The 14534-nt window shown below is 64.2% G+C and carries 12 protein-coding genes; 2 read left to right on the top strand and 10 right to left on the bottom strand.

Annotated elements, in window-relative coordinates:
* Positions 1-67: 67 nt before the first annotated feature.
* The 9 genes from P0D71_RS35840 to P0D71_RS35800 form a co-directional block, all read right to left on the bottom strand.
* Positions 68-1144: an MBL fold metallo-hydrolase gene (locus P0D71_RS35840; protein WP_408483870.1), complete on the bottom strand. Its 1077-nt coding sequence runs from the start codon at positions 1142-1144 to the stop codon at positions 68-70.
* 157 nt (positions 1145-1301) lie between these two features.
* The gene (locus tag P0D71_RS35835; protein WP_091804514.1) at positions 1302-2126 is read right to left on the bottom strand and encodes an SDR family NAD(P)-dependent oxidoreductase; all 825 of its coding nucleotides are present in this window, start codon (positions 2124-2126) and stop codon (positions 1302-1304) included.
* 25 nt (positions 2127-2151) lie between these two features.
* Positions 2152-2568, bottom strand: coding sequence for a MaoC family dehydratase (locus P0D71_RS35830; protein ID WP_408301503.1), 417 nt, complete (start codon positions 2566-2568; stop codon positions 2152-2154).
* Between the two features lie 12 nt (positions 2569-2580).
* Positions 2581-3021 carry a MaoC family dehydratase N-terminal domain-containing protein gene (locus tag P0D71_RS35825; protein ID WP_408348695.1) on the bottom strand — a complete coding sequence of 147 codons (441 nt, stop codon included), beginning with the start codon at positions 3019-3021 and terminating at the stop codon, positions 2581-2583.
* Between the two features lie 27 nt (positions 3022-3048).
* Positions 3049-4233 (bottom strand): lipid-transfer protein, encoded by a 1185-nt coding sequence (locus P0D71_RS35820; RefSeq protein ID WP_091804505.1) that lies wholly within the window; start codon positions 4231-4233, stop codon positions 3049-3051.
* A 31-nt stretch (positions 4234-4264) separates the two neighbouring features.
* Positions 4265-5404, bottom strand: coding sequence for an acyl-CoA dehydrogenase family protein (locus P0D71_RS35815; RefSeq protein WP_091804502.1), 1140 nt, complete (start codon positions 5402-5404; stop codon positions 4265-4267).
* A 45-nt stretch (positions 5405-5449) separates the two neighbouring features.
* Entirely contained in the window at positions 5450-7330 is a 1881-nt protein-coding gene (locus P0D71_RS35810; protein ID WP_408483869.1) for a feruloyl-CoA synthase, read from the bottom strand.
* Positions 7331-7540: 210 nt separating this feature from the next.
* Positions 7541-10387, bottom strand: coding sequence for a winged helix-turn-helix domain-containing protein (locus tag P0D71_RS35805; protein ID WP_408483868.1), 2847 nt, complete (start codon positions 10385-10387; stop codon positions 7541-7543).
* 130 nt (positions 10388-10517) lie between these two features.
* Positions 10518-11135 (bottom strand): DUF2889 domain-containing protein, encoded by a 618-nt coding sequence (locus P0D71_RS35800; protein WP_408483867.1) that lies wholly within the window; start codon positions 11133-11135, stop codon positions 10518-10520.
* Positions 11136-11519: 384 nt separating this feature from the next.
* Here P0D71_RS35800 and P0D71_RS35795 point away from each other — a divergent pair, with 384 nt between their 5' ends.
* Positions 11520-12683, top strand: coding sequence for a porin (locus tag P0D71_RS35795; RefSeq protein WP_408348680.1), 1164 nt, complete (start codon positions 11520-11522; stop codon positions 12681-12683).
* A gap of 99 nt (positions 12684-12782) precedes the next feature.
* Positions 12783-13133 carry a BON domain-containing protein gene (locus tag P0D71_RS35790; protein WP_408483866.1) on the top strand — a complete coding sequence of 117 codons (351 nt, stop codon included), beginning with the start codon at positions 12783-12785 and terminating at the stop codon, positions 13131-13133.
* 74 nt (positions 13134-13207) lie between these two features.
* On the opposite strand, the gene P0D71_RS35785 is transcribed toward P0D71_RS35790, so the two are convergent.
* Positions 13208-14534: aldehyde dehydrogenase family protein (locus P0D71_RS35785; protein ID WP_408483865.1), on the bottom strand; the 1327-nt coding region annotated here is incomplete at its 5' end.

Genomic DNA, 14534 nt, shown 5'->3' with positions numbered 1-14534 from the left:
ACACCCCCCCTTCCACGCCAAGATGGGGCCATCGCCGCGTCGCACGGCGATGCCCCCTTCTGCATTTTTACGACACCAGCGAATACCAGTTGGTCCCGTCATTACGAAGTTCGCGCCGAACTTCACCACGCCCGATCAGGTAGTTCAGGCACGCGAGGCTCTCGCCTGTCGCGAGGCTCATCTGCGACATATCCTCTTCGCCGATCTTGCGCGCAAACAGCGCGCCGAACACGTCGACGGCGCGCCGCGGTTCGCCGAGCGCTTGCCGCAACCGATCGAGGCTGCGGTCCTGGCTGCGTCGCAGATGATCCAGCCGCGCATGCAGGCCGCGGAAACAGTCGTTATGGGCGGGCAGCACGAGCACGTCGTCCGGGACCTGCTCCTTCAGTTTTGCGATCGACGCATACCAGTCCGCCATCGGGTTGGCGTCCGGTTCGAGCGGATACACCGAGACATTCGATGAGATTCGCGGCAGCACCTGATCGCCGGAAATCAACACCTTCAACTCCGGGCAATACAGACACGCGTGCTCCGGCGAATGGCCGGTGCCGACGATCACATGCCACGTGTGCCGGCCAATCACGATTTCCTCCGCGTCATGCACGCGCCGAAAACTGTCCGGCAGCGCATGAATATGCTGCCCGAAGCGGCCGAAGCGTGCGCGATAGAGTTCGATCGCCGCCGCGCTCCAGCCGGCGCGACGGTAGAACGCCACGCCGTCGTCGGGCGCCTCGCGGCCGGTGTCCGACGCGGCGACGCGGCAATTCAGGTATTCGAGGCGCGTCATCCACAGACGGCAGTCGAAAGTCCGCGTGAGCCAGCCTGCCATTCCCACGTGATCGGGGTGCATGTGCGTGACGAACACGCGCTTGACAGGGCGGCTCGCGGAAGACTCGGTGCAAAGGCGACGCCATAAGGCCGTGGCGGCATCCGTGCGTGCTCCCGTGTCGACGATAGCCCAGCCGTCGCCGTCCGCGATCGTCCACACGTTGATGTGATCGAGCGAGTAGGGCAGCGGCATGCGAATCCATTGCACACCTGGCGCAACCTCCAACACGTTGCCGGACGTTGGCGGCGACTCGAAGGGATAGCTCACGGAAGGAAGCGCGCTGCCGGTCGGCGCGACGCGGGTGTCATCGGTCATGATTGGTTTGGCTCCGGAAGACGTCGGCCAGTCGACAGGGCGAGTAAGCAGACGGCGCGAAGTCCGTACACCCGGTCGTTGAAATGCAAACGCCGGCATGCGTGACGACACATGCCAGCGCAGACGAGGCCCGGTCGAATGCCGGGACCGTGTGGAATTACTGCAGATTGCCCGCGACCGCGATGGTCTGACCGGTGATGTAGTTCGACTCGGGCGAGCAGAACAGGTAGACACCGCCGGCCGCTTCTTCAGGCGTGCCGCCGCGACCGAGCGGATTGCGCTGCGCGTGCGACTTGAGCAATTCCGGATTCAGGCCGACGCGGATATCCCGGCCTTCGATCGAGACCGTCGCCCCGGCCTTCGCATCAGCCGAAGTCATACGTGTGTGGATCAGACCGAACGCCACGCAATTCACGTTGACGTTGAAGCGCCCCCATTCGCGGCTCAGCGCGCGGGTCATGCCGATCACGCCGGCCTTGGCCGACGAGTAATTCATCTGCCCGGCATTACCGTTAAGCGCGGACGTCGACGAGATGTTGACGATCTTGCGGTACACGTCGCGGCCGGCTTCCTTGTCGGCGGCATGCAGCGCCTTGATGTGCGGGTACGCCGCACGCAGGATGCGAAAGGGTGCAGTCATGTGGCAGTCGATGATCGCGTACCACTGCTCGTCGGTCATCTTCTGGACCACGTCGTCCCACGTATAGCCGGCATTGTTGACGATGATGTCAATGCTCTTGAACGTGCTCATCGCCGTGTTGACGAAACGCTCAGCGAAATCCGGTGCGCTTACGTTGCCAGGACACGCTACGGCTTCCGCGCCCATCTTCTTCAGCACTTCGACCGTTTCATGCGCCGGATCGGCGTCGAGGTCGTTGATCACGAGGCGTGCGCCTTCGCTCGCCAGTTTCTCGGCGATCGCGCGGCCGATGCCACGACCCGAACCGGTGACCAGCGCCACCTTGCCGTCAAGCTTTCCCATGTGTTGTCTCCTTGATTGATGCAGATTACAGAGCGATCACGGCGTCGCCGAGGACGCGCGGTTCGCCATATTGATTGGCCGTCCGAATCTCTACTTTCACGCGGCGCTCGCCGTCGGCTTCGAACTTCTCGACGACCCGGCCACTGCACGTGATCCGGTGTCCGAGATGCGTGATGCCGACAAAGCGCACGCCGAATTGCCGCAGTTGCCGCTGATCGACCCAGGCGTTCAGCAAGCGTCCGAGATACGCCATCGACAGCATGCCGTGCGCGAAGACGTCGGGCATGCCGCTGCGGCGCGCGAAGTCGAGGTCGATGTGGACCGCGTTGTGATCGCCCGAAGCGCCGGCAAAGAGCGCCAGCGTGGTGCGGTCGATCGGCGCGAGCGTCAGCGGCGGCAGCGTGTCGCCCACCTTGACGTCGTCGAAGCTCAATGTGCTCATTCGTGTCTCCTCTCAGCCGTTGCGGTGGACCAGCACGCTGCGCATGTCGGCCACATGCTCGCCTTTCTGGTTGGTCACCCGCGTTTCGCGCACCACGAAATCGAGCGCGCCACCTTTCTTGTCGTAGATGTCGGCGATGTGGCATTCGAAGAGCAGCACGTCGCCGGCGTAGGCCATCCGGTGATAGGTGAACGACTGTTCGCCATGCAGGATGCGCGCAACCTGGATGCCGATCTCGTCGCGCCAGCTTTTGTCCGGCTGCTCCAGTTCGAGCGAGAACAGGAACGTGGGCGGCAAGGGCAGACCCGGGTGACCCGCGTCGCGGGCAGCGGATTCGTCGAAGTAGACCGGGTTGGTTTCGCCGGTTGCCTTGGCGAAGAACCGCAGCCGGGCCGCGTCGGTCACGGTGCGAAACGCGGGAATGACTTTGCCGATGTGTTTTTTATCGATCATGTCGGACACTCCGATAGAGGTGGCGCACTACGCGGCCTTGTACACGGTCGTGACGCACGCTCCGCCGAGCCCCAGATTGTGCGCAAGCGCGACCTTCGCGCCTTCCACCTGCCGTTGCTCGGCCGTGCCGCGCAACTGATGTGTCAGTTCGTAGCACTGCGCAAGACCGGTCGCGCCCAACGGATGCCCTTTCGACAGCAAACCGCCCGACGGGTTGACCACCCACTTGCCGCCATACGTGTTGTCGCCATCGTTGACGAGTTTTTCCGCTTCGCCTTCTCCGCACAGACCCAGACCTTCGTAGGTCAGCAGCTCGTTTTGCGCGAAGCAGTCGTGCAGTTCGATCACGTCGATATCTTCCGGGCCGACGCCGGCCTGCTCATAAGCGAGCTTCGCGCCGGCGCGCGTCATGTCGAAGCCGACCACGCGGATCATGTCGCGCGAGTCGTACGTGCTGGGCAGATCGGTGGTGAGGGACTGGCCCGCAATCAGCACGTCGGTGCGCAGGCCGCGTTTGCGGGCGAATTCCTCCGACACCACGATGGCCGCGGCCGCGCCGCAGGTCGGCGGGCAAGCCATCAGACGCGTGAGCACGCCTTCCCAGATCATCGGCGAGGCGAGCACTTCTTCCGGCGTTACGACGGTGCGGAACACGGCGAGCGGATTGCGCGCCGCGTGCCTGCTCGCCTTTGCGCGAATCTTCGCGAACGTTTCCAGCTTCGTGCCGTACTTTTCCATGTGAGCCCGGCCCGCGCCGCTGAACTGACGGATCGCGCTCGGCAGATCGGTGCGATCCACCAGTTCGTTGACCAGATTCAGCGCACGTTCGAGCGCCGGCGCACGGTCGCTCCACTTCGACGACAGCGCGCCCGGCTGCATGAATTCGAATCCGACGGCGAGCGCGCAATCGACCACGCCGCTTTGCACCGCCTGACGCGCGAGGAACAGCGCCGACGAACCCGTCGCGCAGTTGTTGTTCACGTTGATGACGGGAATGCCGCTCATGCCGACGTGATAAAGCGCTTTCTGACCGCAGGTCGAGTCCCCGTACACATAGCCGGCGTAGGCCTGCTGCACGTCCGCGTAGTCGATTCCGGCATCGGCCAGTGCTTCGCGCACGGCGCCCGCGCCCATCACGTCGTAGGGGTCGCTGGTGCCGGGCTTCTTGAACGGAATCATGCCGACGCCGGCGACGAACACGTTACGAGTCATATCACTGCTCCTTGGAAATGGAATGTTCGAATTACAGCTTGCGGGAGATGAGGTCGCGCATGACCTCGCTCGTGCCGCCATAGATGCGGTTGACGCGTGCGTCGGCGAACGCGCGGGCCACGGGGTACTCCAGCATGTAGCCGTAACCGCCGTGCAGTTGCACCATGTCGTCGAGTGCCTTGCCAAGCGATTCCGTGGCGAACAGCTTGGCGATCGCGGCTTCCTCCAAAGTGAGGCGCCGGCGCACGTGTTCGGCGAGGTAGTGGTCGACCAGCACGCGCACCGCGGTTGCCTGGGCCTTGATGTCGGCCAGCTTGAACTTGGTGTTCTGGAAGTCCCACACGGTCTGATTGAAGGCCCTGCGGTCCTTGACGTAATTGATCGTGTGCTCGAGACAGGCTTCGAGTTTTGCGGCGGCGCCGATCGCAATCGAAAGACGCTCCTGCGGCAGTTCGCCCATCAGGTAAGCGAAGCCTTTGCCCTCTTCACCGAGACGATTGCCAACCGGCACGCGCACGTTGTCGAAGAACAGTTCAGCGGTGTCCTGTGAGTGCATGCCGACCTTGTCGAGCTTGCGGCCACGGCGGAATCCCTCGCGGGTCGCCTCGACGACGATCAGGCTGACGCCCTTGGAGCCCGCGCTGGGATCGGTCTTGCACACCAGAATGATGAGGTCGGCGTTCAGGCCATTGCTGATGAAGGTCTTGCTGCCGTTGATCACATACTCGTCGCCGTCGCGCAAGGCGGTGGTACGGATCGCCTTCAGGTCGCTGCCGGTGCCGGGCTCGGTCATGCCGATCGCGAGAATGGATTCGCCGGTACACGTTTTCGGCAGCCATTTCTGCTTCTGCTCTTCATTGCCGATGCGCGCGATATACGGTGCAATCACGTCGGAGTGCACGCCGAAGCCGAGGCCACTCAGCCCGGCGCGATTGGTTTCCTCATTGAGGATCGCCGCGTGGCCGAAGTCGCCGCCGCCACCACCGTATTCGGTCGGCAGCGTCAGGCACAGCAGACCCTCGCGGCCTGCCTTCAGCCACGTCTCGCGGTCGACGCGCCCGGCTTTGTCCCACTCGGCCTGTTTGGGAGCGCACTCCCGTTCCAGGAAGCGACGCACCGTGGTGCGCAGCATTTCATGATCGTCACGAAAAACAGTACGGGTAATTTGCATCACTAAATTCCTGAGGATGAGTGCGGCATGAGCGGATAGATGGCGTTATCGCGCGCAGGCGATATGTGCCGCAGGTTCGGTGTGATAGAGCTGTTCGATCAGATGAGCGCGGCGCGCGCGGGTCACGGCCTGGTTCACGTAGCCTTTCTCGGCGATCTCATTGGCGTCGATCGAAGGGGGCTCGGCCATCAGCATCAGGCGTTCGATCGTGCGGCTGGCGCCGCCGCCTTTGTGGCCGGCGAGGCGTTCGCGCAGCGCCGCGACCACGAGCGGATGCTCGACCAGCGCAGCCGCGTCGAGATCGGCGAGTTCGGGCGCGAGGCGCCGGCAGGCGGCCACGTTAGGCCAGGCGAGCGCGGCGAGAAATTCGTGGTCATGGCCGCAGATCACGGCATCTGAAATGAGCGGGGCACATTGATCGAGCAAACCGAGCCGCACTGCGCCGGTTCGAACCCAGGTGCCGTTCGTCAGCTTGAAGTCCTCGACCACCCGCCCGGCGAACAGCAGGCCTTGCGCCGGATCGTCCGGATTCGCGAGGCGCACGGCGTCGCCGAGCCGGAAGTAACCTTCTTCGTCGAAAGCGGCGGCGGTGAGCGCCGCATTGCCGATGTAGCCGCCGAACACGTTCGCGCCGCGCATGCGGATTTCGTAGCGGCCGTCGCCGCCTTCGAGCGGCAGCAGCTTCACTTCCGAACCCGGCACAGGGCCGCCGATGTTGCCGAGATCGGTCGCGGGCCAGCCGCAGTAGGTGCCCATTCCGCTCGTCTCGGTGCAGGCAAGGCCTGTCGAAAAGACGATGCGCTTGCCGATCGTGTCCACCGCCACGTGCTGGATGCGATGCCACACGTCCGTCGGCAAGCTTGCGCCGCCATAGCCGAAGTACTGCACATTGGCGAACAGGCTGCGGGCGAGCACGGGGTCGCGCTCGAGTTCGCCGGCCAGCACGGCCCATGCGGAGGGGACGCTGGTAAAGACCGTGGGCGACACTTCACGCAGGTTGCGCACGGTGCGCTCGATCATGCCAGGCAGCGGGCGTCCGTCGTCGATATAGTGCGTCGCGCCGAACTGGACGGAGCGGCCGATGTTCAGCACGCCGCCAAGGCCGTGGTGCCACGGCAGCCAGTCGAGGAACACCGGCTGCGATTCGCCCAGCCAGCCGAGATTGTCGGCGTAATAGGCGGCGACTGCCTTGAAGTTGCTGTAAGCGAGCGGCACGCCTTTCGGCGTTCCAGTCGAACCCGACGTGAAGAGGACGCGCACGGTATCGTCCTTGCGGATCGCCGCGTGCGCTGCGGCAACGGCGGCGGCGCGTGCCGGCGTCATGTCGACGGCAAGCAGGTCGGCCCATGCGTGTTGTGAAGGCTGGGCGTTGCGTACCGCGATGACCGGCGTTGCCGCCAGTTCGGTGATCGTGAGCGCGCGTTCGAACGACGCCGCGTCCTGCACGAACACCGCCGCCGGCGGCACCAGTTCGAGCACGCCCTTCAGACGTGCGAAGTTTTTGCTGAGCGTGGAATAGGCGGGCGAAACCGGTGCAGCGGGAATGCCTACATACTCGGCTGCGAGCAGAAGCACGGCCTGCTCGATCGAATTGCCCGAGAGCAGAACCAGCGGGTGCTGCTGGCCGAGGCCCATTTCCAGCAGGCGGGCAGCGACCGTTTGCACCTGATGCCACAGGTCGCGCCAACTGATCGTGCGCCAGGCGCCGCTGCTATCGCGTTCGCAGAATGCCGGACTATCACCGCGGCGCTCGGCCCATTCGGGGATGAAATCGGCGAAGCTGTTGTGTGCGATGTCGGGGGGCGGACTGGCGGAACTCAGCATCAACGTGCCGTCGGCGCGGCGTTCGACGAGCGGACGCCGTTCCGGAAAGCGTACGGGACGGTAAGGGGCTGCCGTGTATTCACTAGCCATGAGCGTACTCATTACGCTTGTCTCCTGAGCTTCAGCGCGCGACAGGGTGCGCACCGGCGTTTGTTGTGTGAGGCGCGCACGCCGTGAACGGCTGCGCGCGACCCCTTGACTTAGAGCATAGTGGCTCGTGGCGACGAGCGAACCACCCGAGGTGGGTGGCGAGGAGGGATGGAGCCGAACGAGGAAGGACTACCCGGCGGAGCACGTCAGGACGCGGGTGCGTCAGTCGGTCTCTTCGCCGGCAACGGGCGTCGAGCCCAGTTCGAGGTCGCGGACGCGTGCGACCGCTTCGTCACGACTGGTCACGCCGAGTTTGCCGTAGATGTTCTTCAGATGCCACTTGACGGTCTCAGGCGAAATGCCGAGCGTGCGGGCGATTTTCTTGTTGGGCAACGCCTGCGCAAGCAGGCCCACAACCCGGGCTTCGCGCTCGCTCAGCGTTTCGGCGGCGGTGGGCTGCGAGTTACGGTTGGCGGGTTTGAAAGCCGGTTCCGCGTCGCTCGCCGAGGTGGCCTTGTGCGCGGCCTGGAGCCGGCTCACATAGAAGGACAAGACCGGATCGTGCGCTTCGCCTTGCACCACGGCGGTAATGAGGTCCAGCGCGCCGGGATCGGCGTCGAGCAGGCTGCGGACGAGACCCAGCCGGTGGCCCCGGCGCAACGCGGCGAGCACGGCTTCGCGCGCGGCTTCGGCCCGGCCTCGACGGGCGTCGACCACCGCAGCTTGCATCTGGAAGTGCGCAAGGTGCCGTTGCCAGCCGCGCGCCTCGCAGAACGGAATCAGCGCCTGAAGACGGCTCGCGGCGCCTTCGAAATCCTCGTGAGCGATACACCAGTTGATGTGCGAGCTTTCCGCCATCGCGTGGATTTCCGCAGCGGTGCCCGCCGTGCTGGCCACCGGTGTGCTCACCACGCGCGCCACGATCATGTCGAGCCGCGCAAGCCCGGCTTCCGCTGCGTCGAACTGACCGCTCAGCAGATGGCGATGAATCTGCTCGGCCACACTATGCGCGATGAGCCGCTGCAAACCGTATTGGGTCGCGTATTCTTCGAGACGTTCGAGATAGGCGAAGGCATCGAGCCGGTGTCCCGCGGCCCAATGGACCGCTGACAGCACGGTCAGGACGCGCAATACGGAGTCCGGAATGGACACGCGTTCGAGCACGTCGACGCGGTCTTCCAGAAGTTTGCGGGCCGCGTCCAGTTCGTTGAATTCGTACAGCACTTCGCCGAGCAGCGCTGCCGCGAAACATGCCGCTTCGGCGGTGGCGCTGCCGTGTTGATCGGCCTCGAACAGCACGTCGCGACTGATGCGCTCGACCTGGATGAACTTGCCCTCCAACGCATAGCTGAACCCCGCAATGCAGCGGCCGTTCAGCGTGCCGGCCGAGGTGCCCATGAGCGGCGCGCCGTCCACGAGAAGTTGCGGCGCCTCGCTCTGAACACGCCGCGCTTCGTCGTACTCGCCGCGGCGCATGTGAATCCACGAGAGCAGGTTGTTGCGGCCGCCCACGGTGAGGCTGTCGGCGTGAGCGGGAATTTGCCGCATGTCCGGCAAGACCGATATCGCCTCGTCCGTGTCGTCGCGCTGGACGGCGAGCGCTGCGCGTAACAGGATGAGGCGATAGCGCGAATTCGCATCGCTTTCGGGGATATCGGTTTGCAGGCGCGCGATAGCCGCGGCGCACGCGTCGAATTCGCGTGCATACAGTTGCAGGTGTACCATCCACAGCCGCAATCCGATGCGCGCCTGGACTTCGGCGAGCGGGAGCAGGCGGATCAGCCCGACGAGCTTACGCAGGTCGCCTTCAATCTGCATGGTCCGCGCAACGCGTAGCACGAGATCGGCGGCCGCCGCCGACTCGCCCGCGAGTAAGGCGTGCCGCACGGCGTCGTCGTGCTGGCGGTGGTCGCGAAACCAGATCCACGCCGCCAGATGCACCTCGCGTTGATGCAGTTCGCTGCGCGCGCGAAAACGCTCGAGCAGTGTCTCGCGAAAAAGCGGGTTCAGCCGATACCACGTCTCGCTGCCCGAACTCTCGATCGGGGCGATGAACAGGTTGTCGTTTTCCAGTCTCGTCAGCAACGCACGCACTTCGGCAGGCGACTGCTCGTCGCCGATCAAGGCGATGCATAGCGGCGCGCAGACGCGCGTGCAACTCGCCATGCGGACCAGCATTTCCACTTCGGAAGGCGCAAGGCGCGACAACACCTCGCGTTCGAAATACGTTGCAAACCCGCGGGCGTCCAGCAGTTGGGCGTTCGCGAGCGGGTCTGACGGCGCGAGGTCCGTTGCGCCCTGTTTTCTTCTCTTCAGACGCATGGCGAAGAGTTGCAGTCCCGCCACCCAGCCGTCGGTCAGTTCATGCATGTGCCGCGCTTCGCGCTGGCCGATCTCGCCCAACTGCGCTTTGAGAAACGCCTCGGATTCGGCGGCCGTGAAGCGCAGATCGCGCATGTCCAGTTCCAGGACGAGGCCCTGGTCGCGCGGGCGTCCCAGCGAAAGCGGCACGGTGCCACGCGAGACGAGCACGAGATGGAGATTCGCCGGCGCGTAGTCGAGCAGCCATTGCAATGCTTCGTGATTGCGCGCATTGGCAACGTGATGCAGGTCGTCCAGCACCAGCATGACGTCGTTCGAATGGGCGGCGATACCGCGCACGAGCGCGATGATCGTGCGCTCGACCGCTTCGTCGTCCATGCCGCGGCCGCCTAGCAGAGCCGCTTCATGGCACATCGCCGGGTCGACCTGGGCGAGACTTGCGACGAGGTAGTCGAGAAAGTGCGCGAGTTCGTTGTCCTCAGGTGCGAGTGTCAGCCAGGCGATGTCGAACCCGAGCGAAAGCAAGGCTTCGCGCCACGCGATCAGCAGGCTCGTCTTGCCGCAGCCGGCCGGCCCCTGAAGCACGACGCAACGGTTGCGCCGGGCGTCGAGTAATTGGGCCAGCAGACGTTCGCGCGCGACGACGCGGGCGGTATTACGTGGCGGAATCAATCGGGGATCAGCTCGGGAGTCCGCGGAGCCGCCTTGGGAGCGGCGTGGGTCCACGGGAGGGGAATTCTGCGACATCGTGACCTGCGCCTTGCGCGCCCTGGCTTCGCGCCGGGTCGGCGAGGGCCAAAGGACGAAATGATAATCGGCACATTGTAGCGCAGCGCTCGCAGCGTTTTCACGTTGGACAGGGGAGTGTCTTCCCGGATCAGCCAGGGTCCGGCAGGTGGGTCGCGCCGGCGGTGTGTGCTGTATCACGCACGGATTCCTGCTTGCGCCGCGACACGAATTGCACGACGTCGCCACCCGCGCGCCACGCATAACAGGTGTCGGTCATGGGATGAGCCTGAGCGCCGTTTGCCGCGTCGACGGACTCGCCCTTGGCGGGGGCGCCTTTGCGCCAACCCATCAGCGTCTGGATAGCTGTCGTGGCGATGGGACCGAGCAGCTCGGTCAGATGCGTGCAGCCTTTCGGACCGGTAAGGCGGCTCTTGACCTCCTTCATGAAGCCCGCGCCGATGGTCACGCCCTGGAAGCCGGCATAAGCCTCGTTGATTTCCGTGCAATAGCGGCTCGGTGACGAGTCGGTATGGGCTTCGATGCGATGGATCAGGAGATTTGAATCGATCGTGACCACGATGCGCATGTCGTGAATTGGTGAGCCGGCCGGCACGGTCTTGAAGAGCAGATCGGCATCTTCCGCCTTCGTATCGCGGATGCGACCTTCGATATCGAACAGGCCGTCGCTTCGTTCGAAGCCCATGCACTCGACCCGGCGGGTGTGAACGAGCCGCCGCGTTAAAGGATTCGATGGGATGGCAGGCATAGGTACCTCGTTGACAGAAGCAGTCATTCGATTGATGGAAGACGAATCAGGCCGGGTGTTGATCGAAACACACGGACATCTCGTGGTTCAGCGAGAGGAGCACGTGGGCCCTTGAGCGATCGATATCACGGAGCCTATTTGAGCGCCGAACGCCAGCCGCCCCCTGCACCGGGGGGGCGAGTTCGATGCATGTCGCTACATCTTTCACCGCTCGGGGTATTCCCGTCCCCCCTCTGTTTGGGTAGGTCATCTGCCCGGACGTCCCTGCAATATGGCCTCGCAACGACCGGCCGGGCTGGTGCCGGCCGTCGTCCCGTCGGACATCTGCATGAGTTTGCTTTACCCGTGTCCGTGGGGCACGGCAAACACAAAGAGGAGACATGCATGCGTTTCATGAGTCAGAGCATTTGCGGAGCTACATTGATTCTCGCCGCAGGAGGAGCGGCGGCCCAGTCGAGCGTGACGCTATACGGGGTGGCGGACGTGTTCGTCCAGTACCTGGATAACGGCGGAAAACATTCGTTTTCCGAACGAAGTGGCGGCTCCACGGGTTCCCTGTTCGGCCTGAAGGGATCCGAAGACCTCGGTAACGGTCTGAAGGCGGTGTTCGACGTCGAAACCGGCTTCAACATCAACAACGGAGGCTTCTTCGCGGACAGCACGGCGATGTTCTACCGGCAATCGTGGGTGGGCGTGAAGCACGATTCGTATGGCCAACTGAGCTTTGGGCGTCAGTATCAACCGAGCTTCTGGGCCGTCTACTTCACCGACCCGTTCCGCGGTAACGAAGTCATGTCGCCGCTGGCAGCGGCCGACCTCGCCGGCGCAACCGACCGCTCCACGCTCGCAACGCAGTACGTGTCCGGGCGAACCAGCAATTCGATCTTCTATTCGTCACCCGACATGCGAGGCGTGCACGTCTACGCCATGTACGCGATGCCAAGCACTGTCACGCAACCCGTGCCCGTGCGCTCCGGCGCGATGGTCGACGTGGCCGCGAACTATTCGGGCTACGGCTTCTATGCGGGCGTGGGCTACCAGTATCAGCACGGATCGCAGGAGAGTGCGCCGCTGGTGCCCACCGCGCCGACGCTGCTGACCACATTCGATCTGATGGGAACGGAGCACTTCACCGGCGCGCTGGCATACCGGCTGGGCATCGTGAATTTCCAGTTCAACTATTCGTATAACCGGCCGAAGGATGCACCTGCCGGCTCGCTCGTCACCATCACGCCGGCAGTCAAGTTGCCGCTCGCTTCGCTGGTTCACTCGTACAGCATTATCGAGCTGGGCGCGACGATCCAGGCCACACCCGCGGACGTGATCGAAATCGCCGGCATCGAACGGGATGTGCGTGGCGTTCACGACAATACGCCGGGTATCGAAGTCGGCGTCGACCACAGTCTGTCAAAGCGTACGAGTCTCTACATGCGCGCGGGCTACCTGAAGAACAACGGCAGTGCGAACATGAGCTGGCCTGGTGTGACGGGCGTCGCCAGCGGTTCGAAGCAGGTTCTTGCGGTGCTCGGCATGACACATCGTTTCTGACGACAGCATGCGTTCACGAAAGACGCCGCGAGGCGGCGTCGTTCGTGAGCACTGTGTCACGGTTTTCAGCGGGTCCGATATCACAACAGGAAAACATCGATGAAACAAAACAAGGTATTCACGCTGGTAGGCAGCGCGCTGCTCGTTCTGGCATCACTCGACGTGCACGCGCAGAGCAGCGCTGCGGCCCCTGCATCCGGCCGGTCATATGCGTCGGACGCGAAAGCCGTTAGGGCCGCCGACCGCGCGCTTCAGAAGAACGTGGTTCGCGCGCTGAGCAAAACGAAAGGGCTGAGGGCCACCACGATTACGGTGCGGGCGCATAACGGCGTGGTGATACTGGAAGGAACGGTGCCGGAACAGTCGCAGGTCGGTCTGGCGACTCAGGCTGCTGAAGGGGTTGAAGGCGTGGCCTCAGTCGCGAACGCGTTGACGTTATCCACGTTGTAAAGCGTATTTCTCGCGTTCCTGCAGTGAGGTCGGGGCCCGCTCGCGGTGTGTGAGCGGGCCCTTTGTTCAGGGCTTTAGCCTGTCACCGATTTGCATTCGAGAAACTCGGCCAACCCTTCTCGACCGTATTCGCGTCCGTTCCCGGATGTCTTGTAGCCGCCGAAGGGAACCGTAATGTCCAGCATCGCGCCGTTGATCCGCACCGAGCCCACGCGCAGGCGCGCGGCCACACGGCGGGCGCGTTCGGGGTTGCTGGTGGCGATATAGGCGGCGAGCCCGTATTCCGTGTCGTTGGCCATCGTAATGGCGTGTTCCTCGCTGTCGTATGGAATCATCACCAGCACCGGTCCGAAAATTTCCTCGCGCGCGATCTTCATGTCGTTGCGGACATCCGCGAAAACAGTAGGGCGCGCGTAGAAGCCCCGCGCAATTCCTTCGGGCCTGCCGGGGCCGCCGGCAATGACCCTCGCGCCTTCCTCGATGCCGGCCCGGATCATGTGCTGCACCTTCTCGTATTGCGCTCGGTTCGAAATCGGGCCCATCTTGGTGGCCGGGTCCGCGGGATCGCCGACAACGATCCCATTGGCGACCGCCGCGGCAATCGCCATGGCCTCGTCGTATCGTTCGCGTGGCACCAGCATGCGGGTCGGCGCAACACAGGTCTGTCCGGAATTGACCATGCACTGGGCCACGCCGCTCGTCACAGCGGCCTGCAGATCGGCGTCGTCGAGAATCAGCAGAGGCGACTTGCCGCCGAGTTCCTGCGCCACGCGCTTGACCGTGGGCGCAGCGCTTACCGCCACTTCCACGCCTGCACGCGTCGAGCCGGTAATCGACACCATGTCCACGTCGGGATGCGACGACAGCCGTGCGCCGACGATGCGCCCTTCGCCAAAGATCATGTTGAAGACGCCGGGCGGCGTGCCCGCTTCGTGCATGATTTCGGCGAAGATCACAGCGTCGAGCGGAGCGATTTCGGAAGGCTTCAGCACGACGGTGCAGCCCGCTGCCAGGGCCGGCGCGACTTTGGCTGCGATCTGGTTCAACGGCCAGTTCCACGGCGTGATCAGCGCCGCGACGCCGACCGCTTCGCGGCGCACGTAGCTCTTGTCGTGTTGAGTCTCGAACTCGAAATGGCGCAACGTCTCCACTGCGGCCTGAAGCTGCGAGAGGCCGATCGCGGCCTGCAGATGCTTGCACAGCGTAATGGGCGCGCCGATCTCGATGCGGACCGCCTCGGCAATGTCGTCGAGCCGCGCGCGGTAGCATTCGATGATCCGCTCGAGCAGCGCGACCCGCTCGGCGCGACTCGATTCCGACCAGACCGGAAAGGCGGATCGCGCCGCGGCGACGGCGCGATCACCCGGGGTGGGGGGTGGCCACGGGAGGGGGGCGCGGGGC

This window comes from Paraburkholderia sp. RL17-383-BIF-A, from assembly GCF_046028015.1.
Lineage (GTDB): Bacteria > Pseudomonadota > Gammaproteobacteria > Burkholderiales > Burkholderiaceae > Paraburkholderia.
Note: the sequence above shows the minus strand (reverse complement) of the source record. Positions and strands in the feature narration are given on the sequence as shown.